The sequence below is a fragment of the Campylobacter sp. RM5004 genome (genome assembly GCF_022369455.1).
In the GTDB taxonomy this organism is placed as follows: domain Bacteria; phylum Campylobacterota; class Campylobacteria; order Campylobacterales; family Campylobacteraceae; genus Campylobacter_E.
Genome location: NZ_CP059599.1, coordinates 1,416,574 through 1,438,257, shown reverse-complemented (window position 1 = coordinate 1,438,257; position 21,684 = coordinate 1,416,574). Strand labels below are relative to the sequence as shown.

Genomic DNA, 21,684 nt, shown 5'->3' with positions numbered 1-21,684 from the left:
TAAGGAACAAAAATGAAAGCTATCTTATTAGGTGTTGCTTTATTGTTTTTTACTGCTTGTTTTGATAAAAAAGAAGAAAAAAAAGTAGAAAGCGAACAAAGTGAAATCCAAGAAATTAAAACTACTAAAACTGAGTTTAATAAGCTAATTAAATTCCCTTTAAAAATCTATAATAGTGATGAATTATTTGATATAAAAAGAATTAGTTTAGATAATAAAGATATAGAAATTTCATCAAATGATAAGATTATAATATTTAATTTTTTCACTACTTGGTGTCCACCTTGTAAAGCTGAAATCCCACATTTAAATAATCTAGCTTTAAAATACAAAGATAGAGTAAGAATTATAGGTATTTTATTAGAAGAAAAAAGCGATGAAGAAATAGCTAAATTTATTAAAGATAATGAAATAAATTATGATATAGCAGTGGGTGATAATAATTTTACTTTATTAAAGGTTTTAGGCGAAATTAACGGCATTCCATATACTGCTTTATTTGATCAAAATGGAAAAAATATAAATAATTATTTAGGCGCATTTTATGAAGAAATGCTAGATATTGATATTCAAAAGGTGTTGAAATAATGTTAGATTTTTTTAAAAAAGGCTTAGCAAAAACAATTGAAGCAATAAATCAAGTAAAACCAAAAAACGAAAAAATAAGCAAAGATTTATTAGAAGAAATGCTTGTAAATGCTGATATTACTTATGAAATTGTTGAAGAGATTTTATATTATTTACCGCCTAGTGAGATAGTGCAAAGAGAAGATTTGCATAGAGTTATGAGCTCGTATTTTATGTATGAAATTCCGAATTCAAATTCTAGCGACAAACCATTTGTAGAATTAATCTTAGGAGTAAATGGAGTAGGAAAGACTACAACCATAGGAAAATTAAGTAATTTTTATAAAAATCAAGGCAAAAAAGTTTTATTAGGAGCTTGCGATACTTTTAGAGCAGGTGCTATTATGCAGCTTGAACTTTGGGCTAGCAAGAATAATTGCGATATAGTAAGCACAAAACAAGGGCATGACCCAAGCGCAGTTGCGTTTGATACCATTAGCAAAGGTGTTGCAAAAGCTTATGATAATGTTATTTTAGATACTGCAGGAAGATTAGAAAACAAAAAAAATCTTGCAAATGAATTAGAAAAAATCATAAGAATTTCATCACGTGCTTATGAAAACGCTCCACACAGAAAAATTTTAGTCCTAGATGCAACCCAAGGAAATAGCGGGATAAATCAAGCAAAAGTTTTTAATGATTTAGTAAAACTTGATGGAGTGATTATCACAAAGCTTGATGGTACAAGCAAAGGTGGTTCATTATTTGCAATTGCAAGAGAATTAGAGCTTCCGATTTTATATTTTGGATACGGAGAAGGTGCAGCAGATATTGCTCCTTTTAAAGCAGATGAATATTTAAAGGTTCTTTTAGACGGAATTTTTAAAAATGGCTAAGAAAAAATCAAGCCTATATGAATGCCAAGCTTGTGGCAATCAACAAATTAGATATTTAGGAAAATGCCCTGAATGTGGGGCATTTAATTCATATTTAGAATTAAACGAAACTCAAATAGAAGTATTAAAACAAACTAGCAAAACAAATACAAACAAAGCTATTAGCATAAAAGAAGTTTTGGTTGAGCAAATTGATAGATTTTCAACCTATGATAAAGAGCTTGATTTGGTTTTAGGTGGCGGGCTTGTTGTAGGCTCATTAGTTTTATTAGGTGGTTCTCCTGGAGTTGGAAAATCAACCTTACTTTTAAAAACCGCTGCAAATCTTGCTAAAAATGGTAAAAAGGTTCTTTATGTAAGTGCAGAAGAGAGCAAAAGCCAAATAAAACTTCGTGCAAATAGATTAAGTGCTAATGAAGATGATTTATTTTTACTCACAGAGCTTTGTTTTGAAAATATAAAAAACGAACTATTAAATAATAATTATGATGTTTTAATTATTGATAGTATTCAAACGATTTATTCAGAAAATATAAGCTCGTGTGCAGGCTCAATCACGCAAGTAAGAGAGCTAACATTTGAATTAATGAAACTTAGCAAAAGTAATAACATAAGCACATTTATAATAGGTCATATTACAAAAGAAGGCTCAATCGCAGGACCTAGAGTGCTTGAGCATATGGTTGATGTGGTGCTTTATTTTGAAGGAGATGCGAGTAAAGAGCTAAGAATATTAAGGGGCTTTAAAAATCGTTTTGGAAGTACTAGCGAAATAGGCATTTGGCAAATGAGCGAAAGTGGTCTTATAAGTGCAAATAACCTTAAAACTAGATTTTTAGGCAAAAATCACGCAGGAAGTGCATTAACAATAATCTTAGAAGGTAGCCGTGCAATTACACTTGAGGTTCAAGCGCTTGTATGTGAGAGCACATATCCAAAAAGAAGTGCAACAGGATTTGATAAAAATCGCCTTGATATGATACTTGCTTTACTTGAGCGAAAGCTTGAAATCCCACTTGCAAGATATGATGTATTTATAAATATTAGTGGCGGAATAAAGGTTAGCGAAACGGCTGCTGATTTAGCAGTTGCAGCTGCTATAATATCAAGCTTTAAAAATAGAGTTTTAAGCAATGAGAGTGTATTTATTGGAGAACTTAGCTTAAATGGTGGGATTTGCGAAGTTTTTAGCCTAGATATTAGACTTAATGAAGCAAAAAATCAAGGTTTTAAAAATGCTATAATTCCAAACAAAAGTAATTTTAAAGGAATTAAATGCTTTGTAGCTAATGAGTTAGCTCAAGTTTTAGAATGGATGTAGGTATGAAAAAAGCTTTTACTATGATTGAATTATTAGTTGTTATGGTTGTTGGTGCGATACTTAGTGCTGTTGCGATTTCTAAAATTCATACAGGTGAATTAATTGACGCCGCTAGAAGTGTAGCAAATGATATTAGATATGTTAGGATTTTAGCTCTTGGAGATGATTTATATGGTGTGCCTAATTATCATGGTGAGTATTATAGAATAAGATTTAATAAAAATTTAAAGTCTTATAAAATAATCAATACACCACATAAAAACATTATTGTTAATGATTATATTGATTCAAGCAAACTAATATGTGATGATAGTAAGCCAGAATGCGTTAAAAGAGCAAATTTATTAAATAACTTTGGTGTTGAAATTTCTAAATTTGTTCCTAGTAAGGCTAGTATTTATGCAAACCCTGAAAACGATATTATTTTTAATGAACTAGGAGAGCCTTTAAACTATGATCCTGCTTCTAGTGGTTTTCAAATTGAACTTAAAAAAAATAGTGAAAAAGTTTGTATTAGTGTAGCAGAATTTACAGGGTTTATAGAGATTGAAAAAGCTGCGTGCAAATAAGCGTGGCTTTACTTTAATTGAACTTATTTTAGTGCTAGTTGTATCAATGATACTTTCTAGCATAGCAATCTCAAAAATTAATTCAAACTCACTAATGCTTGCAGCAAGAAGTGTTTTAAATGATTTATATTATTTGCAATATTTAGCGATAAATTATGATGTTTATAATGGATTTAGTAATTATGATAATTCATATTTTCAGATTTATTTTCATTGCGTAGCAAATATAAAAACATCTTATAATAAATACAAATGCGATCATAAAGAAATAGGTTATAGTATTTTTAGCGATAAAATTGGCACAAATACTTCAAATCCTGATGCTGATGAATTAGTGCAAGATTTATTTGATAACTCTAAATTAATAGGAGCTAGATTTGCAGGAATTAGTATTGATGATAAAGCTTTAAGTAATAAAGCTAATCTTACAAAGGCTTTTAATATAAAAAATGCCGAGATTTTTTATAAAGTAAATAACAAAACAAGAAAAGCAAATCGTCTGATGGTAAATGAATTAGGCGAGTTTTACGTTAGCTCTTATGTAAGTAAATTAAATAAATATAATTTAATAAAAAGTTCAGATTATGTAGTAAGACTTTCTAATTCAAATATAATTTCAAAAGATACAAGTATATGTATAAGTTTAAATAATGTAGGTTTTATAAATATTCCAAAAATGAGTGAAAAAGGTCAAATAGTTTGGTATAGCGGTATTAAAAAAACTCCAAAATATTGCCACGAATTAAACAATCAATAATTCCTAATCCAAATTCTTTGATTTTTTTGGAATTTGAAATAGGAATTTAACTTTACTTATCTTTTAATATTATTAATAATCATCAAGGCGCTTTTAAGTAAGCTTTTGTATAATCGGACTTTTATAAAATGAAAGTGTGTGATGAGAGATAAAAACTTAATTTACAATTTAGAAGGAAAACCTCCATTTTTAGTGGCACTTCCTTTAGGAATGCAACATGTTCTTGCTATGTTTGCAGGAAATTTAGCCCCCATTTTAATAATCATAGGTGTAATAAATAGCACAAGCTCAGTAATATCCACGCAAGATAGTATAAGCTTAATTCAATCAGCAATGCTTGCTTCAGGAATTGTAACTTTATTACAACTTTATCCAATCAAATACAAAAATATCCAAATAGGTGCAAATCTTCCAATCGTTATGGGAACAACTTTTGCCTTTGTTCCAACTGCAATAAATGTAGCAAATACTTATGGTTTTAGTGCTATTTTAGCATCATCACTAATGGGTAGCATAATTACTATTTTTATAGGCTTTACTTATAAATATATTAAAAAAATCTTATCAGAATTAGTAATAGGCGTTGTTTTAATTGCAATCGGTATTAATTTATTAGATGTAGGGGTTAATTATTGTGCGGGCGGCTTGGCTGCTAAAAAATTAGGAACTTATGGGGATTTAATTAATTTAGGTTTATCTTTTAGCACTTTTGCAATTATTATTACAATTCAGCGTTTTACAAAAGGTATTTTCAAAGTTTCAGCGATTTTAATAGGTCTTGTAATAGGCTATGCTTTAGCTTATGTGGTAGGTAGGGTTGATACTAGCATTATTAGTGATGCTAGTTGGTTTAGTTTGCCTGCGCCTATTATTTTAATAAATGATTTTCATTTTGAATTAGCTCCTATTGTGAGTGCTGCTATTGTTTATATAATAATTAGTCTTGAAACAATAGGCAATGTAAATGGCATAACCGTTGCAGCATTTAATAGAAGTGCAAAAGAAAAGGAAGTAAGTGGAGCAATTTTAGCTGATGGAGTAGGCTGTATGGTAGCAAGCTTGCTAAATGCTTTACCAAATACTGCTTTTGGGCAAAATGCAGGAATAATTGCGATGACAAAAATTATTAATAAATATTGCATTGCACTAGGAGCAATTGTAGTGATAATTTCAGCATTTATTCCTAAATTAGGTGCAATATTTAGAACTATTCCAGATAGTGTTTTAGGGGGTGCTGTTATTATGATTTTTGCTATGATTTTAATTAATGGAATTAAGATTGTAGCACATGCAGGATTTAGCAATAAAAATGTGATGATATTAGGTGTTACTTTTGGTCTTGGGTATGGATTTGGAGTTCATCCTGAAATTACTAGTAATTTGCCTAGTTATATTAGTTGGGTTTTTAAAGATAGTGTAGTAGGAGTTTGTGTTACTTCTATGATAGCTTCTTTAATTTTTGCAAAAGATAAATAAGGGTGAGTATGAAAGACGATTTTAAGACAATAGGTAAAAGTGAAACAAGATGGGATGCTTATGCTAAAGTTACAGGAAAAGCAATTTATACTGCTGATATTCCTACAAAAAAGAAGCTTTTTGCTAGAATTGTAAGGGCTAGTATAGCACATGGATATGTTAAGAGTTTTGATTTTAGTGAAGCTTTGAAAGTTGATGGAGTTGTTAAAATCTTAACTTATAAAGATATGCCAAAAACAAAATTTGCAACCGCAGGTCATCCATTTGGACTTGATCCAAAGACAAGAGATAGATATGATAGAACTGTTTTAACAGAGCATGTAAGATTATTTGGAGATGAAATAGCAGCCGTTATTGCTACAAGCGATTTAGCTGCAAAAATTGCAGTAAGTAAAGTAAAAGTTGAATATGAAGAGCTTCCTTTTTATCTAACACCAAAAGAAGCAATGCAAGAAGGTGCTGTTAAAATTCATGAGGATTTAGATAGCAATGTAATGGCTCATACTATTAGTAAAGTTGGAGATGTTGAAACAGCTTTAGCTAATAGTGATTATGTTTTTAGCGATACATTTAAAGTTCCTTTACAGCAGCACTGTCATATGGAAAATCAAGTAGCTTATGCTTATAAAGACCAAGATAATCGCTATGTAGTAGTAAGCTCAACTCAAATTCCACATATTTTAAGAAGAGTTTTAGGAGAAGTGTTTGAAAAACACTGGAGTTATTTTAGAGTAATAAAACCTTTTGTTGGTGGTGGCTTTGGTAATAAACAAGAAGTAACAATTGAGCCACTTTGCGTTGCTTTATCTATGGCTATGGGTGGAGAAATTGTTCAAATCTCGCTTGATAGAGAAGAAAGTATTGCATATACTAGAACAAGACACGAAATGGAATATAAAGCAAAAATGGGTATTAGCAAAGATGGCTTCATAAAAGCTTTAGATATAGAAGTATTATCAAATAAAGGAGCTTATGCATCTCATACTCATTCAGTTGGTATTAAAGGTGGTGGAGTTTTATTATCTTTATATAATATTCCTAATTTTAGATATGATATTAAAACCGTTCATACAAATATAGCAACAGCAGGTGCTATGAGAGGATATGGCGTTCCACAAGTTATGTTTTTTATAGAAAGTTTTATGGAAAATGTCGCTAGAAAAATGGGTTTTGATTCTATTAGCTTTAGAGAAAAAAACATAGTAGGAAATGATGTTTTAAATCCACTAAATCAAGTTATTCAAAAATCAGCAAAATTAAAAGAATGTATTGAAGTTGCTAAAGAAAAATTTAATTATTATGAAAAACAAAAAGCCTGTAAAGAATTTAATCACCCTTATAAAAAGCGTGGAGTAGGGCTTGCAACTTTTACTTACACAACTGGTGTTTATCCAAAGGGCTTAGAAACAGCAGCTGCAAGAGTAATACTAAATCAAGACGCACATATTAAACTAATGCTAGGCTCAACTGAAATTGGTCAAGGCTCTGATACGGTTTTAGCTCAAATGGCAGCAGAAGTTTTAAGTATTCCTTATGAGTGGGTTATAGTTGATGCAAATACCGATACAGATACAGCTCCATTTGATACAGGAGCTTATGCTTCAAGACAAAGCTATGTAACAGGACTTGCAGTAAAAGAGGCTGCTTTAAAATTAAAAACAAAAATATTAAAAACAGCAGCGAGATTAAAAGATGTTGATTTTGCAAATCTTGAATTAGAAAATGCAAATATTATCTTTAAAAATAAAGAAGTTTTAATGAGCTTAGCTGATTTTGCTTTACACACTACTTATGATTGGCAAAAGGCTAAAAGTTTATCAGCATTTGCAAGTGTGAATTGTCATACAAACTCTTATAGTTATGGTGCAACTATGGCTATGGTTGAGGTTGATATGAATACAGGAAAAATAGAAATATTAGATATTTTAAATGTTCATGATGCTGGTAAGGTATTAAATCCACTTTTAGCAAGTTCTCAAGTAGAAGGCGGTATGGGAATGGCAATTCCTTATGCTTTATTAGAAGAATTAAAATACGACACTAAAACAGGTAAGATTTTAAATAATAATCTTTTAGATTATAAAGTTCCAACAGCGCTTGATGTTCCTGATTTAGATGTTGGTTTTGTTGATAATTACGACCCTTATGGTCCATTTGGTAATAAATCTTTAGGAGAACCTCCTATGTGTTCTCCTGCACCTGCTATTAGAAATGCAGTGCTTGATGCAACAAATATAGAATTTAATCAAATACCAATAACACCAGAAAGATTTTTTCAAGCTAAGGATAAAGAATGTATTATTTAAGTAATTACACGGAAGCAAAAAGCGTTAGTGAAGCTAGCAGATTATTAAAAACTATTGATGATTCGGTATTAATTGCAGGTGGAACTGATGTTTTAATTAAACTTAGAAATTTGGATAAAAAATATTCAAATAAACACCTAATAGGAATTAACACTTTAAATGAATTAAAAAATATAACAATTGATGATGAGTTTATTCATATAGGTTCATTATGCACTTTTGATGATATAGAAAATAATGAAATCATAAAAAATAATTTAACAAATCTAAAAATGGCAGCTGCTTTAGTAGGTGGCCCACAAATTAGAAATATGGCTACAATAGGTGGAAATATTTGCAATGGTGCAACTTCGGCTGATAGTGCTTCAAGTCTTTTTGCACTTGATGCGATTTTGGTTATTTTTAACGAAGATAAGCAAAAAGAAATAGCAATAAGTGATTTTTATCTTAGTGCAGGTGTGGTGAAATTAGAAAAAGGAGATATTTTAACAAGCATTAAAATACCTAAGAAATCTTACGAAGGATATGCTAGTAAATACATAAAATTTGCTCAAAGAAATGCAATGGATATAGCTACAATTGGAGTTAGTGTTATGCTTAAATCAAGTGATGAAAAAATAATTGATTTAAAACTAGCTTATGGGGTTGCTGCACCTACTCCTATTAGAGCTAAAGAAAGTGAAAAATTAGCAAAAGGCTTGGAATTAACTAAGGAAAATATTGAAAAAATTGCTAATAATGTTTTAAACGAAACTAAGGCAAGAGATTCTTGGAGAGCTTCTAAAGATTTTAGAAACAATCTTCTAACAACGCTTACAAAAAGAGCTATTTATGAATTAATAGGAAAAGATTATGAAAATTAAAACTTGTATTAATGATAAAATTTATGAATTACACATTGACCCTAGAATGTCATTACTTGAATTATTAAGAAATGAATTGCAATTAAGTGGAACAAAAGAAGGCTGTAGTGTTGGTGAATGTGGAGCTTGTGCTGTTTTGGTTGATGGAAAGAATGTAAATAGTTGTATTTATTTAGCAGCTTGGGCTGATGGTAAAAAAATCACCACAATAGAAGGCTTAACTCCTATTGATGGTTTAAGTGCTTTACAAGAGAGTTTTATAAAAAATGGAGCTGTTCAATGTGGCTTTTGTACTCCTGGATTTATTATCTCATCAACTGCTTTGCTTAATAAAAATAAAATGCCTACTAAGTTTGAAATAAAGCGTGGAGTTTCTGGTAATTTATGCCGTTGCACAGGATATAAAAAAATCTTTCAAGCAATAGAAGAAACTGCAAATTATGCTAAATGAAGCTTTAGAAATTAAGCAAAAAGATAAGATTGCTATTATAGGCTCAGGTGGGAAAACTACCTTTGCTTATAATCTAGCTAGAAAAAATCAAGATAAAATCACAATTCTTACAACAAGCACTAAAATGTATGAGATAAAGGATAAAAACTTTAATAATTTATATAATGAAACAAACGCAAATAAACTAAAAAAAGGCGTTAATTTATGTGGAAAAATTATTGATAATAAAGTAAATGCTTTAGATGATTTTAGTGATTTTTATAAAAATTGTGATTTGTTTATTTATGAAGCTGATGGGGCTAAGGAACTGCCTTATAAAGCTTGGAAGAGTAATGAGCCTGTTATTTTAGAAGATACAAATAAAATAGTAGGAATTGTTCCACTTCATTTATTAAATCATAGATTAAATAAAGATTTTATCCATAGATTTGATGAGTTTTTAAAAGTCTTTAAAGTAAGTGAAAATGATGTAATTAGCATTGATTTAATAGAAAATATATGTCTTAAAATGTTTGAAATTCCTATTTCAAATTCTAGCAATTTTATTTTCTTTAATAGGTGTGATGATTTAAAAGTATTAAACGAACTTGCTAAAAGATTAAAAAATTTTAGATTATTAGCTGGATTTTTAAAAGAAGAAAAATATATAAGGCTTAATTTTTGAAAGGAATTTGCATAATTTTAGCAGCTGGTTATTCTAAAAGACTTGGAGCTAATAAATCATTTTTAAAGTATAAAAATGCTTATTTTATTGATATTGTTATTAAAAAAGCTTTAGAGCTTAATATGGATATTAAAATAGTTGCTAATGAGAATAATTACGAATATTTAAAGACAAATTATAAAGATTTAGATATTATTTTAAATGCTTTTAATAAAGGTCAAAATACAAGTATAAAAATCGCTTTAAATAATTCTTTAGATTACGATTATGCTTTATTTTTACCCATTGATCAAGTATTTTTAAAAAGTAATTCAATAAAAACTATTATTTCAAAATATAAAGAAAATTATATTGTTGTTCCTAGATTTAATAAGATTAATTCCTTGCCTACTATTTTTGATAAAAGTTATTTTAAAGAATTGTGCGAATTAGATAATGATAGTGGTGGAAGAGTGCTGATTCAAAAATATAAAGATAAAGTAATTTTTGTTGATTTAGATGATGAATTAGAAGGAAAAGACATAGATACTAAAGAAGATTTAAGGCTAATAAATGAATGATTTTGTAGTTATTAGGGGGGCTGGAGATATTGCTAGTGGAATTGCTGCAAGGCTTTTTAGAGCAGGTTTTAAGGTGTTATTATTAGAATGTTTAAAGCCAAGTTCAATTAGAACTAAGGTTTGCTTTTCTCAAGCAGTCTATGATAAAACTTGCGAAATAGAAGGAATAAAAGCAAAATTAGTTAATAAAGATGAGCTTTTAGAAATTGATGGCTTTATACCTATAATAATTGATGAGAATTTAGATATTTTAAATTATATTAAGCCAAGGGCTTTAATTGATGCGATTTTGGCTAAAAAAAATCTAGGGACAAATATTAATATGGCTCCTGTTGTAATTGCCATTGGACCCGGATTTTGTGCAGGAATCGATGCTCATGCAGTAATTGAGAGTAATCGTGGTCATAATTTAGGCAAAGTGATTTTAGGGGGTTTTGCTGAAGAAAATACAGGAATTCCTGCTGAAGTAAAAGGAATTGGAGCAAAAAGAGTAATTTATGCAAACGATAATGGAAATTTTAAAGCTATTGCTAAAATAGGTGATATTGTAAAAGAAGAAGAAATCATCGCATATATTAATAATACGCCTGTTAAAGCTAGTATTAGTGGGCTTTTAAGGGGTATTATTAATGATAATTTTGGAGTTAAAAAAGGCCTTAAGATTGCAGATATTGACCCAAGGATTAGTGAATATGAAAATTGTTTTAGTATTTCAGATAAGGCTAGAAGCATAGGCGGTGGGGCGCTTGAAGCTTTAATGTATTTAGAAAATAGGAATAAAAATGGATGATGTTGTTTTAAAAGAAGTTTATAAAAGATGTGAAAAAAATGAAAAAATTGCCTTAATTACGCTTACAAAATCAAGTGGTAGCACTCCAAGAAACGCTGGTTCAATGATGGCTTTATTTAGCGATGGAACAAGCGTTGGGAGTATAGGTGGTGGCAAATTAGAATATGAAGTTTTAAAAGAAGCTAAAGAATGCTTAGAAAATAACAAAAGCAAGATTTTTAATCACGAATTAACTCCTAACGGAGATTTAAAAATGCAATGTGGTGGGTTTGCAAGTGGTTATATAAAAATAATAAATCAAAAACCAAAACTAATAATTTTTGGAGCAGGACACATAGGAAAAGAAATAATATTTTTAGCTAAATTTTTAGGTTTTTATTCTATCTTGCTTGATGATAGGAAAGAGTATTTAAAGAATTATGCAGATGAAGAATATTTAAGCAATTATGAAGATTTAGATTTTTTAGAAATTGATGAAAATACTTATATTATAATCGTTACAAAATCTCATTTAGATGATTATAAATGTTTAAAAAGTGTAATAGAAAAAAATGCAAAATATATAGGCGTAATAGGCTCAAAAACTAAGCATAAATTTATTAAAGATGAGCTTATTAAAGATAATTTTAGCAATGAATTATTTCATAAAATTTATGCTCCAATAGGTTTGGATATAGCTAATCAAGAACCAAGAGAAATTGCATTTAGTATTTTAAGCGAGATTTTACTTATAAAAAATCAAGGTAATTTAGCACACAAAAAGAGCTTTTAGTTTATAAATTCCACCAAAGAATTTGAATTAGGAATTTAAACATTCCAAACAATTCAAATTCCTATTTCAAATTCTTCCAAACTTTATAAAATATTTTTTATACTTTAAGTAATCTTTAAGGTTAATAACATATAATACGAGCTTTTAATTTGCAATTTAGCAAATCGTTATTTTTAAATAGTTTTATTGTTAATTTTAAATATATCAATTATTTCAACGTCAATCTTTGATATCTAAACAAGTGATCAAGAGCCATTTAAAACTTTTAAATATTTATATTAAGTTTTAAATCATTCACTTCATTATTTTATTTATTTTTTAATTTTTTAAAATTAAAAAGTAATCATTTAAATTATGGAGAGTTTGATCCTGGCTCAGAGTGAACGCTGGCGGCGTGCCTAACACATGCAAGTCGAACGATGAAGTCTAGCTTGCTAGACGGATTAGTGGCGCACGGGTGAGTAATGTATAGCTAACTTGCCCCTTACAAGAGGACAACAGTTGGAAACGACTGCTAATACTCTATACTCCGCTCTAACATAAGTTAGGGCGGGAAAGTTTTTCGGTAAGGGATAGGGCTATATTGTATCAGCTAGTTGGTAAGGTAATGGCTTACCAAGGCTATGACGCATATCTGGTCTTAGAGGATGATCAGACACACTGGAACTGAGACACGGTCCAGACTCCTACGGGAGGCAGCAGTGGGGAATATTGCTCAATGGGGGAAACCCTGAAGCAGCAACGCCGCGTGGAGGATGACACTTTTCGGAGCGTAAACTCCTTTTTTACAAGAAGAATACTGACTGTATTGTAAGAATAAGCACCGGCTAACTCCGTGCCAGCAGCCGCGGTAATACGGAGGGTGCAAGCGTTACTCGGAATCACTGGGCGTAAAGGGCGCGTAGGCGGAGTAGTAAGTTGGATGTGAAATCTAATGGCTTAACCATTAAACTGCATTCAAAACTGCTATTCTAGAGTAAGGGAGAGGCAGATGGAATTAGTAGTGTAGGGGTAAAATCCGTAGATATTACTAAGAATGCCAATTGCGAAAGCGATCTGCTAGAACTTAACTGACGCTAAGGCGCGAAAGCGTGGGGAGCAAACAGGATTAGATACCCTGGTAGTCCACGCCCTAAACGATGTATGCTAGTTATTAGAATGCTAGTCATTTTAGTAATGCACCTAACGGATTAAGCATACCGCCTGGGGAGTACGGTCGCAAGATTAAAACTCAAAGGAATAGACGGGGACCCGCACAAGCGGTGGAGCATGTGGTTTAATTCGAAGATACGCGAAGAACCTTACCTGGGCTTGATATCCTAAGAACCTTTTAGAGATAAGAGGGTGCTAGCTTGCTAGAACTTAGAGACAGGTGCTGCACGGCTGTCGTCAGCTCGTGTCGTGAGATGTTGGGTTAAGTCCCGCAACGAGCGCAACCCACGTATTTAGTTGCTAACAGTTCGGCTGAGCACTCTAAATAGACTGCCTTCGCAAGGAGGAGGAAGGTGTGGACGACGTCAAGTCATCATGGCCCTTATGCCCAGGGCTACACACGTGCTACAATGGCATATACAATGAGAAGCAATACCGCGAGGTGGAGCAAATCTATAAAATATGTCTTAGTTCGGATTGTTCTCTGCAACTCGAGAGCATGAAGCCGGAATCGCTAGTAATCGTAAATCAGCTATGTTACGGTGAATACGTTCCCGGGTCTTGTACTCACCGCCCGTCACACCATGGGAGTTGATTGTGCTTTAAGTCGGAATACTAAACTAGTTACCGCCCACAGCAAAATCAGCGACTGGGGTGAAGTCGTAACAAGGTAACCGTAGGAGAACCTGCGGTTGGATCACCTCCTTTCTAGAGTACACACTCTTTAACTCACACTAAAGAGTAGATAATAATTAACTAGCTCTTGAGAGCTTGTTTGGATATCAAAGGTTGAAATGAAATAATATATAACAATAATTCTACTTCTTAAGGGCCTATAGCTCAGCTGGTTAGAGTGCACCCCTGATAAGGGTGAGGTCACAAGTTCAAGTCTTGTTAGGCCCACCATTTACTCCCTTATGTTTTTAATCTTTGTTTTTTTTATTGTTTTAATTTTATTTTTTACATTATTTTATTTATTTAGTGTTTTTAGTTTATTGTTTTTACCTTCTTTACTTAAAAAGTATTTTTATGATTTATTAGTTTCTTTTATTAGATTGTGTAAGCTTGATTGAGTAAAATTAAGTTAGGGAGATTAATCTATATTCTTTTAGTGCTTGAGTGGATAAGGGTAGGTTTATTATTTTAGAGTTTTTTAAATGTTGAATGTTTTTGGTGTGTTTGGGGTTAAGAGAGATTGTGGGTTGATGTGAGAATGGGGATTAAATTATAATTATATTAAAACAATATGTTTAAGGTTTTTAAATTAATAAAGATAAAAGAATTTGAATTAGGAATTTTGTTTTTATAATTATTTAAAAAAATTGTTTTTAAATTGATGATATATATATATATAATTAAAGGTTAAAAATGGATACAAATAAGTTTTTTAATTTAATACAAAAACTAAATGAGTTTATAAAGCAAGACCCACAAGCATTTAAGGAATATTTATTAAAAAATCAAGATAGTTTAGATGATTTTAAATTTGTAGCAAAAATTATAGATGAGATAACAAGTAATAATGTATAAATTTCATTTGTTTAAATAGTAGTTAAAACAAATTGTTTCATAATGTGTTGTAGTAGTTGATTTAAAATAAAAATAATTTTGATAATTAATATATTATTAATTATAAATAGTTAAATTTTCTTGCTTTTTTTAAGCGAAAATAGAAAAATGAACTCTTGTAATTATAGTTAATCAAAAAGGTGATGTGATAAATATTAAAACTATGTTTTTAAGTGAAAATAAAGAGCATTTAAAAGAATTAAACATAGGTAAAGTAGTTTATAAAAGAAAGATAGAGATGGCTTAGTTATTTAAGTGACTAGAGCCCTGAGTTTTCACTTGGTTACGCCAAACTATTATGTGCCATCTATACAGGTTCCTTAAATAACGTTAACTATCTTTTTATAACTACTAGCGGCTCAGTAACGAGGTAAAGACCACTCACAGCATTTGTCTTGAATCCCATACTTGATAGTAGTTATTATGGTATTTTAGTGGATTTTGCATTACTTATCAAATTTATAAGAAGTAATTAAAAAAAAAAAAAAAAAAAGGGGGGGGGGGGGGCTGAGTGTTTATAGCCAATGAGCCGTCGCCCCATAACGATGATGCCATAAACACATAATATTTGCATTTTAACTCATTTAAACTTATTTGTCAAATTACATTTAGCAGTAAACTTAGTATTAATTTATATAATTTCTTCATTGTTTATTATGCTTTGTTTTTATTTTAAAAATTGTTTTTAAATTGATAATACATATAAAATTATAGAGTTTATTTAGAGCATGCTTAATAATTTAAAAAGCTAATTTAAATTCCTTTAAAATTATGAGAATTTGAAATAGGAATTTAAATATTAAAATTGATAATTGTTTTATTAAATGCTATGATATGAAAAACAATCAAGGTCATAGTATGAAAAAAAATATTAGAAATCTTAAAAATACTTTTTAAAACTTTTCTAATTATTGAATTACTAATTGCTGTTGTTTCAGTTTTAGCTGGTGTTGTTGTTGGTATTGGTTCAGAATTCAATATATTTGGCACAATTCTTTTTTGCTTTTTTGCAGCCAATGGTTTAATTTTTACAGATTTAGGTCAATTAATAAATTTATCATATAACGCAATTTCATTTCATCCACTAATATATCTTAAAGCTTTTATAATCATATTTTTTATAATATTTTTCTTTAAATTAAGAAAGAAATTTAATAACAAACTTGCTTTTACTTATAGCATAATACCTGTGATAATAATATTTGCTTTATATAATTATTTTTTTAGAACCATACCTGATTATTCAAGTAAAACTCATGAAAGAATAGTAACTCTAAGTGATTATAAAAAATATCAGCAAGGCTATTGCTTAGAAGAAAATAGGATATTACCTAAAGATGAGCTTTATAAAAGAGTAGTGGTTGATGATTTTACAAAGTTATTAGTACGTGAAGATATCCTTTATAAAATGATTTATAATAGTATTGCAAGTCATAAATATAAGATACATAAAGATATAAATCTAGATAATTACAAAGATTACTTAAGAAAAAATGCTTATTCTAAATATCTTGTTAATTACGATGAATTAGAATTAGTTGATTATACTAAATATCTAGTAGTTAAAAATAATACAGCTGGATTTACTAAGCCCATTCTCTTGCCTCAAGGTACTTTTGTTGCTTCAGTTACATTTTATTTAGATTTAGCATTTGAATTTGAAGATAATACATATAGATTTTATAAAATTTACCTTTCTGATAAATTTGATAAGCATGAAGACAAAGAAAAAGAATATAAACGTAGACTTGAAAAAGTTGATTATTGGCTTTTATCGTATGAAAATGACATGAAAGAACAACGTATTTCTTATAATTATAAATTTGATAATTGTGGTTATTCAAACTTTGATCCAGAAAAAGAAGAAATTAAATGATAAAAATTATAAAAAGGAGAAATCACAAAACTTAAGCTAATAAAATAAGCTAGATTTTATAAAAACAATCAATGAAATTATAAAAATCTAGCTTTAATTTCCGAATTCAAATTCTTAATTCAAACTAATAAAATCAAGTGGGTTTATATGATAATTTTTTTGCGTTACTTCAAATGTCAAATCACGCTCAACTTTGCCTACTATATTGCCCTTTTTAAGCACGCTTCCTACTTTTGCTAATTTGCTAAATTTAGATAAATGCGCATAAATCGTATGAATACCATTTGCATGCTCAACTATTACAACCTTATCAAGCACAGCTGTATCGTTTGCAAAAACAACTTTTCCATCTAATACAACCCTAACATTTGCATCAGGAGTATTTGAGCGTAAAACTACGTTTTCATTAAATATTTTTAACTTATAAATAGGGTCTATATAATCTCCAAATTTTTGCTTTACGCTAAAATCTATTAAAGGCGCTATTGTTTTTTTGCCTGTATATTTAGCTATTTTGCCATCATAGTCTAGGGTGTCTTTATGCTTTACTTCTGCTGTTGCTTTAACGCTAGGTTTTGATTTTTCGCTTTCAATGATTTTTAATTTTGCTAGAGTTGCTCTTATTTCGTCTTGTTGTTTTTGTAGATTTACTAGGCGTTGCTTATAAATCTTCTCATCTTCTTTTTGTTTTGATATTAAGTTTTCTTGGCGTTTTTTAAGTTCGCTTAATTCTTTTGCTTGTTTTTTAAAATTATCAATATTAGCATTCATTTCGCTTATTTTTTTTTGCTTATAATCAATTTGTTGTTTTGTCCTTGCATAATCTTTTGAAATCTTGTAAAGCTCATCGTTTAATACATCTGATAAAGTATTAATAATTTCGGTTGATACAATACTCATTGAGCTATCTATCAAATCTCTTGGAGCTATTAAATCATAAGAAAAATCCTTTGCTATTATATCTACAAGCTTTTTTCCTAAAATTTCTTTATCTTTCATAAGCTCTTTATTTTGGGTAATAAAGGTGTCAAGCTCTCCATTTTGAGCATTTACTAATTCTTGTAATTCTTTTGTAATTTCTGTTGTTTTACTTACTTTTTCATTGATTTCTTTTAATTTTTTTTCGCCTTCTATTATCTCACTTGCTAAGTCTTCTAGCTTTTTTGAGATTTGTTCTTTTTCATTTTCGGTTTTTTCTAATTTTTTTGTATTTGTTTCAATTTGATTTGCAAACAATATTAAGCTAAAAATTAGCAAAAAGACTTTTTTCATTGTCTTTTAACCTTAAACATTACTACTAAAACACAAAACAAACTTGCAATTAGTGTGTAACTTGATATTTCAATAAGACTTGGTAAAAAATCAATCACAGGCAATTCAATATCAAATTTAGCTAAAAGTTCTTTAAAATATGAAATATTATTAAAGTTAAAAAATATTGCAAACAAAATAGCAAAACAAATAATATTATCTATAAAAACTATTTTAAGCATTGTTGAAGCCCTTTGAAAAAAGCTTGCACCAAATAAATTTAATATATAAATTCTATTTTCATGCTCAAATTTCCATATTTTTATTTGATTTAAAAATACAGCAATTGATAAAATACTTATACAAATTAAGCAAATATAAGAAATTAATTTGATGATATTTAATAATTTATATATTTTTAAATGTGTTTTTGAAAATGTTTCTACCTTTAAAACATTTGGTATTTTTAGTAATTGTTTTTTGATTTTTATAATTTCGCTTTCATTTATAAACTTAGTAAAGCTTATGCTATAAAATTTAGGCAATTTTGATTTTAGGGCTTCTAGGTTAGCTTTTGTGATGTCTTTTTTAATCTTTTCTAAGATTTCGCTTGGGTCTAGCTCTTTAATACTTGAAAAATATTCAATACTAGCTAAATCTACTGCTTGAACTTCTTGTTCGCTAACTAATACCACGCTGTAATCTTTATTAAGGTTTTTTTCATAATCTTTAGTAAGTTCATTTATAAAGAAATTAAATTGAAAACAAAAACAAATAATAAATAAAGTAAATATAAAACTAAAATGTATTTTAAATGAATTCATTTAAAGCCCCGTTTTCAATATTTAAATGTCTATAATTAAAATCAATTCTAGGCGGTATTTGATGAGTTACTGCGATTATGCAAGCGTTGAAAGTATTTCTTGCTGCATTTAGCAATTGCCAAATAATATCTGCTGAATGAATATCAAGATTTCCCGTTGGCTCATCACAAATTATTATTTTTGGATTATGAATAATAGCACGAGCTAAAGCTATTCTTTGCTGTTCGCCCCCACTTAATTCTAAAGGCATTTTTTTTGCTTTATGTTGAAGATGAGTGTATTTTAATAATACATCTACATGCTTTGTGATTTGCTCGTTTTTAACTCCTGCGATTTTTAAAGGTAATGCTATATTATCGCTTACATTTAGCTCATTTATTAATTTATAATCTTGAAAAATTATTCCTAATTTTCTTCTTAGTTTTAATAATTCTGCATTGCTAATATTATTCATATTTTTAAACAATACATGCAAATCCCCGCTAAATTCGCTAAATTCTCCAAAAAAGCTTTTTAGCAAGGTTGTTTTTCCACTACCACTTTTTCCAGTTATAAAAATAAAATCACCTTCGCTAGCACTAAAATTAACACTATTTAAAACCACTTCATTATTGTAAGCTAGTGTTAGATTTTTAGCATTAATTAAAATCGCATTACTTCTCATTCTAAAAACTCTTTTAATTTGTTAAATGCTTTTATATTCAAGGCATTTGGGCAAAAATCATGAAATAATATTTTAAACTCTTTATTATTTTCGCATAAAATATATGAGCTACTAGGAGTATCAAATCCACCATAAGCTAGTTGAATTATCTTAGCGTTTTCACTATCATAAATTCTTGAGATTTTTACGAAAAAATCTTTATCAATATGCTTTATAAAATCAAGCTTATTAAAATCAATTATAAATTCAATTTTTTGATTTTGTAATTCCTGTTTCAAATTCTTTTTATTTTTTACATAGCAAACGAAGTCATATATATCTTTATTCATTTTAAGCCAACGGCTTTCGTATTTGCTAATTATTCTTGCGTCTTTATTCTTAAAATAATCATAATCTAAGTCGCCAAAAATTTCTTTTGTATATTTAGCATACATTAAGCTATCGCTTCTTAATTCAAAGAAAGCCCCTTCTTTTAATACTCTTAGGCATTCATCTTTAAATTCATTTGAAACCACTCTTCTATAAGGAGCATCATCCCAAGGCACAGGAAAGTGTAAAAATATACCATTTAATGAGCTTTCTTTTAGCTCTTTAATAGCAATTCTAGCGTCAAAATCAAGTAAATAAATATTCTTTAAATCTTTTGCTAATTTACTAACTTGAATAAGGCTAGGTTTATGAATTTCTATTCCTATATAAGTATTTTGTGGGTTATTGCTCGCTTGATATAGCAAATGTCTGCCCGAGCCAAATCCTATTTCTAAATAAGCATTATCTAAAGAATTAATCAGCTCTTTAAAATCATTTGTTGATGTTATTACATTTCCTGCTAATTCTTTAAATTGATTGTAGTGATAAGCTCTTGATATTATCTCTTCACAAAAAGTTTTTTCAAAACATTCTAAAGCTTTTTGCATTAATGCAAGGTCTGTAATTTTTGTTAATTTATCAATTTTTATAACAAATTCATTATTTTTTTCATTAATTTCTATAAAAAAACTAGCATTTTCAATGCTTGTATAAACTAAAGTTTTGCCTAATTGAGCTTTAGTTTTAAACACAAACTCAGTTTCGCCCACCTTAATAGGTAGGCTAATATCTTTAATCTTTTTTGCTTTAAAATTTGGCATTATTTAACACTCAACTTAGCACTAGCTTTTGATTCAATTCCAAACTCGTCTATGCCTATTACTTGATAAACATCTCCAGCTAAATAAGTAGTATCTATGTAATAATCATCTTGAATATTGCTTGCTACTTCTGCTGAATTTTTGATTAGTTTATAGGTTTTTATACGATTATCCGTGCTAATCCATTTGATTTTTAATGTATTTTCGTTTTGTAATTCAAAGCCTGTTAATGCAGGAGCTTTTGGTTTATCAAGGCTCATTCCAACTACATTTACACCAGTTTTTGCACTCTCAAGCCCATCTTTATCAATCATAGTTACATAATAATATCTACTAACTCCATCATCTGCTACATTGTCTTCATAGCTATTATCAGTTGTTGTTGCTAGCTCAAAGAATGGTAATAATGAAGCTTTAGAATAATAGATTTTATAATGAGAAAAATCATCGTATTTTGGTGCATCCCATGTAAGGATTATTTTTTTAGGAAGATTTGTTGTTACATTAATATTTACTATTTGTGGTGGTAAAATTTTGCTTATTGCTTCTACTTCAGCACTTGCATCGCTTTCTACTCCGTTATAAGTTAGTGCTGTAACTTTATATTTTGCATATAAATTTGGTTTTACTTCATCTAAATATTCAGCACTTAAGCGATTATTAACGGTAGCTAATTTATACCACTTGCTAGAATTTGCATCTTGTTTATAAATATTATATTTTACTACTCTTGAATCAGTGTGTGGTCTCCAAATAATTTTGATTTTATTAGGTAGCCCTGCAATTGCTTGAATAAAGCTAACAGGCTCTATTTTATTAATAGTTTTTACATTAATCGTTGATAATTTAGAAAGCCCATGCTTATTAAATGTAGCAAAAGTATAAGCGTATGCTGTATCTGGTGTAAGGTTATTATCAGAATAATGAGTTGCGTATCTATCGTTAATAGTTGCGATTAATTTATCAGTAGATGTTTCATCATTTAACACTCTTCTATAAATCTTATATCCATCAATTGCTTGATCATATATAGGATCCCACTCAAATCCTATTTCTCTCATACCTTGAAGAGTTCTTATGTTATTAACCATTGTAAGATTTTCTAATGGGGTAATTTCACTTAAATTTGCCGTGCTTGAACATGCACTAAATCCTATTACAAAAGCTGTAAATAAGCTTGCTTTGATACTTTTTTTCATACAATGCCTTTCAAAAAAGATTTTATT

General features: G+C 29.2%; 20 protein-coding genes, 1 tRNA gene and 1 rRNA gene. 17 read left to right on the top strand and 5 right to left on the bottom strand.

What is annotated here, in order from left to right:
- The first annotated feature begins 12 nt into the window (after positions 1 to 12).
- The 17 genes from AVANS_RS07080 to AVANS_RS07000 all read left to right on the top strand — a co-directional run bounded on the left by AVANS_RS07080 (position 13) and on the right by AVANS_RS07000 (position 16,589).
- Complete coding sequence (locus AVANS_RS07080; RefSeq protein ID WP_239817191.1) at positions 13 to 588, top strand: TlpA disulfide reductase family protein; 576 nt, start codon at positions 13 to 15, stop codon at positions 586 to 588.
- Positions 588 to 1,463 carry a signal recognition particle-docking protein FtsY gene (ftsY, locus tag AVANS_RS07075; RefSeq protein ID WP_239817190.1) on the top strand — a complete coding sequence of 292 codons (876 nt, stop codon included), beginning with the start codon at positions 588 to 590 and terminating at the stop codon, positions 1,461 to 1,463. The genes AVANS_RS07080 and ftsY overlap by 1 nt, the downstream gene beginning before the upstream one ends.
- Positions 1,456 to 2,784, top strand: coding sequence for a DNA repair protein RadA (gene radA / locus AVANS_RS07070; protein WP_239817189.1), 1,329 nt, complete (start codon positions 1,456 to 1,458; stop codon positions 2,782 to 2,784). Before ftsY ends, radA begins: the two co-directional genes overlap by 8 nt.
- Positions 2,785 to 2,786: 2 nt before the next feature.
- On the top strand, positions 2,787 to 3,353 hold the full coding sequence (locus tag AVANS_RS07065; protein ID WP_239817188.1) for a type II secretion system protein: 567 nt from the start codon (positions 2,787 to 2,789) through the stop codon (positions 3,351 to 3,353).
- Positions 3,331 to 4,110 (top strand): prepilin-type N-terminal cleavage/methylation domain-containing protein, encoded by a 780-nt coding sequence (locus tag AVANS_RS07060; RefSeq protein WP_239817187.1) that lies wholly within the window; start codon positions 3,331 to 3,333, stop codon positions 4,108 to 4,110. Before AVANS_RS07065 ends, AVANS_RS07060 begins: the two co-directional genes overlap by 23 nt.
- A 141-nt stretch (positions 4,111 to 4,251) precedes the next feature.
- Positions 4,252 to 5,586 carry a solute carrier family 23 protein gene (locus AVANS_RS07055; RefSeq protein WP_239817186.1) on the top strand — a complete coding sequence of 445 codons (1,335 nt, stop codon included), beginning with the start codon at positions 4,252 to 4,254 and terminating at the stop codon, positions 5,584 to 5,586.
- Positions 5,587 to 5,594: 8 nt separating this feature from the next.
- Positions 5,595 to 7,892, top strand: coding sequence for a xanthine dehydrogenase subunit XdhA (gene xdhA / locus AVANS_RS07050; protein WP_239817185.1), 2,298 nt, complete (start codon positions 5,595 to 5,597; stop codon positions 7,890 to 7,892).
- Entirely contained in the window at positions 7,880 to 8,755 is an 876-nt protein-coding gene (gene xdhB / locus AVANS_RS07045) for a xanthine dehydrogenase subunit XdhB (RefSeq protein WP_239817184.1), read from the top strand. Before xdhA ends, xdhB begins: the two co-directional genes overlap by 13 nt.
- Entirely contained in the window at positions 8,745 to 9,206 is a 462-nt protein-coding gene (xdhC, locus tag AVANS_RS07040) for a xanthine dehydrogenase subunit XdhC (RefSeq protein ID WP_239817183.1), read from the top strand. Before xdhB ends, xdhC begins: the two co-directional genes overlap by 11 nt.
- The gene (gene yqeC, locus AVANS_RS07035; protein ID WP_239817182.1) at positions 9,196 to 9,870 is read left to right on the top strand and encodes a selenium cofactor biosynthesis protein YqeC; all 675 of its coding nucleotides are present in this window, start codon (positions 9,196 to 9,198) and stop codon (positions 9,868 to 9,870) included. The genes xdhC and yqeC overlap by 11 nt, the downstream gene beginning before the upstream one ends.
- Positions 9,867 to 10,430: an NTP transferase domain-containing protein gene (locus AVANS_RS07030; protein ID WP_239817181.1), complete on the top strand. Its 564-nt coding sequence runs from the start codon at positions 9,867 to 9,869 to the stop codon at positions 10,428 to 10,430. Before yqeC ends, AVANS_RS07030 begins: the two co-directional genes overlap by 4 nt.
- On the top strand, positions 10,423 to 11,220 hold the full coding sequence (yqeB, locus tag AVANS_RS07025; protein ID WP_239817180.1) for a selenium-dependent molybdenum cofactor biosynthesis protein YqeB: 798 nt from the start codon (positions 10,423 to 10,425) through the stop codon (positions 11,218 to 11,220). Before AVANS_RS07030 ends, yqeB begins: the two co-directional genes overlap by 8 nt.
- Positions 11,213 to 11,992 (top strand): XdhC/CoxI family protein, encoded by a 780-nt coding sequence (locus AVANS_RS07020; RefSeq protein WP_239817179.1) that lies wholly within the window; start codon positions 11,213 to 11,215, stop codon positions 11,990 to 11,992. Before yqeB ends, AVANS_RS07020 begins: the two co-directional genes overlap by 8 nt.
- Before the next feature lie 351 nt (positions 11,993 to 12,343).
- Positions 12,344 to 13,852 (top strand): 16S ribosomal RNA (locus AVANS_RS07015).
- A gap of 121 nt (positions 13,853 to 13,973) precedes the next feature.
- A tRNA-Ile gene (locus tag AVANS_RS07010) sits at positions 13,974 to 14,050 on the top strand.
- A gap of 462 nt (positions 14,051 to 14,512) precedes the next feature.
- Positions 14,513 to 14,674: a hypothetical protein gene (locus tag AVANS_RS07005; RefSeq protein ID WP_239817178.1), complete on the top strand. Its 162-nt coding sequence runs from the start codon at positions 14,513 to 14,515 to the stop codon at positions 14,672 to 14,674.
- Positions 14,675 to 15,902: 1,228 nt separating this feature from the next.
- A complete protein-coding gene (locus AVANS_RS07000) occupies positions 15,903 to 16,589 on the top strand; it encodes a hypothetical protein (protein WP_239817177.1) in 687 nt (228 codons plus the stop codon).
- Between the two features lie 114 nt (positions 16,590 to 16,703).
- Here the strand turns inward: AVANS_RS07000 and AVANS_RS06995 are convergent, their stop codons facing one another.
- Genes AVANS_RS06995 through AVANS_RS06975 form a run of 5 tightly spaced genes read right to left on the bottom strand, consistent with a single transcriptional unit; the run spans position 16,704 to position 21,657 of the window.
- Positions 16,704 to 17,861 (bottom strand): peptidoglycan DD-metalloendopeptidase family protein, encoded by a 1,158-nt coding sequence (locus tag AVANS_RS06995; protein WP_239817176.1) that lies wholly within the window; start codon positions 17,859 to 17,861, stop codon positions 16,704 to 16,706.
- On the bottom strand, positions 17,858 to 18,664 hold the full coding sequence (locus tag AVANS_RS06990; protein ID WP_239817175.1) for an ABC transporter permease: 807 nt from the start codon (positions 18,662 to 18,664) through the stop codon (positions 17,858 to 17,860). Before AVANS_RS06990 ends, AVANS_RS06995 begins: the two co-directional genes overlap by 4 nt.
- Entirely contained in the window at positions 18,651 to 19,328 is a 678-nt protein-coding gene (locus AVANS_RS06985) for an ATP-binding cassette domain-containing protein (RefSeq protein ID WP_239817174.1), read from the bottom strand. The genes AVANS_RS06990 and AVANS_RS06985 overlap by 14 nt, the downstream gene beginning before the upstream one ends.
- The gene (locus AVANS_RS06980) at positions 19,325 to 20,458 is read right to left on the bottom strand and encodes a tRNA (guanosine(46)-N7)-methyltransferase TrmB (protein WP_239817173.1); all 1,134 of its coding nucleotides are present in this window, start codon (positions 20,456 to 20,458) and stop codon (positions 19,325 to 19,327) included. The genes AVANS_RS06985 and AVANS_RS06980 overlap by 4 nt, the downstream gene beginning before the upstream one ends.
- Entirely contained in the window at positions 20,458 to 21,657 is a 1,200-nt protein-coding gene (locus AVANS_RS06975) for a hypothetical protein (protein ID WP_239817172.1), read from the bottom strand. Before AVANS_RS06975 ends, AVANS_RS06980 begins: the two co-directional genes overlap by 1 nt.
- Positions 21,658 to 21,684 lie beyond the last annotated feature (27 nt).

Excerpts from the sequence above, each read along its gene's own strand:
- AVANS_RS07080 (WP_239817191.1), top strand. The coding sequence starts at position 13 with ATGAAAGCTATCTTATTAGGTGTTGCTTTATTGTTTTTTACTGCTTGT.
- ftsY (WP_239817190.1), top strand. The coding sequence starts at position 588 with ATGTTAGATTTTTTTAAAAAAGGCTTAGCAAAAACAATTGAAGCAATA.
- radA (WP_239817189.1), top strand. The coding sequence starts at position 1,456 with ATGGCTAAGAAAAAATCAAGCCTATATGAATGCCAAGCTTGTGGCAAT.
- AVANS_RS07065 (WP_239817188.1), top strand. The coding sequence starts at position 2,787 with ATGAAAAAAGCTTTTACTATGATTGAATTATTAGTTGTTATGGTTGTT.
- AVANS_RS07055 (WP_239817186.1), top strand. The coding sequence starts at position 4,252 with ATGAGAGATAAAAACTTAATTTACAATTTAGAAGGAAAACCTCCATTT.
- xdhA (WP_239817185.1), top strand. The coding sequence starts at position 5,595 with ATGAAAGACGATTTTAAGACAATAGGTAAAAGTGAAACAAGATGGGAT.
- xdhB (WP_239817184.1), top strand. The coding sequence starts at position 7,880 with ATGTATTATTTAAGTAATTACACGGAAGCAAAAAGCGTTAGTGAAGCT.
- xdhC (WP_239817183.1), top strand. The coding sequence starts at position 8,745 with ATGAAAATTAAAACTTGTATTAATGATAAAATTTATGAATTACACATT.
- yqeC (WP_239817182.1), top strand. The coding sequence starts at position 9,196 with ATGCTAAATGAAGCTTTAGAAATTAAGCAAAAAGATAAGATTGCTATT.
- yqeB (WP_239817180.1), top strand. The coding sequence starts at position 10,423 with ATGAATGATTTTGTAGTTATTAGGGGGGCTGGAGATATTGCTAGTGGA.
- AVANS_RS07020 (WP_239817179.1), top strand. The coding sequence starts at position 11,213 with ATGGATGATGTTGTTTTAAAAGAAGTTTATAAAAGATGTGAAAAAAAT.
- AVANS_RS07005 (WP_239817178.1), top strand. The coding sequence starts at position 14,513 with ATGGATACAAATAAGTTTTTTAATTTAATACAAAAACTAAATGAGTTT.
- AVANS_RS06995 (WP_239817176.1), bottom strand. The coding sequence starts at position 17,861 with ATGAAAAAAGTCTTTTTGCTAATTTTTAGCTTAATATTGTTTGCAAAT.
- AVANS_RS06990 (WP_239817175.1), bottom strand. The coding sequence starts at position 18,664 with ATGAATTCATTTAAAATACATTTTAGTTTTATATTTACTTTATTTATT.
- AVANS_RS06985 (WP_239817174.1), bottom strand. The coding sequence starts at position 19,328 with ATGAGAAGTAATGCGATTTTAATTAATGCTAAAAATCTAACACTAGCT.
- AVANS_RS06980 (WP_239817173.1), bottom strand. The coding sequence starts at position 20,458 with ATGCCAAATTTTAAAGCAAAAAAGATTAAAGATATTAGCCTACCTATT.
- AVANS_RS06975 (WP_239817172.1), bottom strand. The coding sequence starts at position 21,657 with ATGAAAAAAAGTATCAAAGCAAGCTTATTTACAGCTTTTGTAATAGGA.